At 42.3% G+C, this 326-nt stretch carries 1 protein-coding gene; it reads left to right on the top strand.

The annotated features are described in order from the left end of the window. Positions 1–73 precede the first annotated feature (73 nt). A partial coding sequence (locus tag ACT3QQ_RS13980; protein ID WP_444519344.1) for a transposase occupies positions 74–326 on the top strand: 253 nt, incomplete at its 3' end.

Here is a 326-nt window from a genome sequence, read left to right as displayed (position 1 = left end):
GGTAATCCCCCCAATAAATAAGAACACTTACAAATAGAGATTAACTGCTAAAATACACCAGCAGGAGAATCCTATGAAAAAGACACGCTTTAGCGACAACCAAATCGTCAACATCCTAAAACAAGCCGAACAAGGCGTTCCTATCACTGAGCTGTGCCGCGAGCATAACATCAGCCAAAGTACCTTTTACAACTGGCGCTCAAAGTATGGCGGCATGGATGCCTCTTTAATTGCGCGCTTAAAAGAACTTGAAGTTGAAAATGCACGTCTTAAGAAGATGTATGCTGACGAATGTCTTAAGTCCGATATTCTACAGGATGCCATGA

The organism is Psychrobacter sp. AOP7-A1-24, from assembly GCF_052376235.1.
Lineage (GTDB): Bacteria > Pseudomonadota > Gammaproteobacteria > Pseudomonadales > Moraxellaceae > Psychrobacter.
The sequence above is the reverse complement of the archived record's forward strand: the minus strand, read 5'-3'. Positions and strand labels throughout refer to the sequence as shown.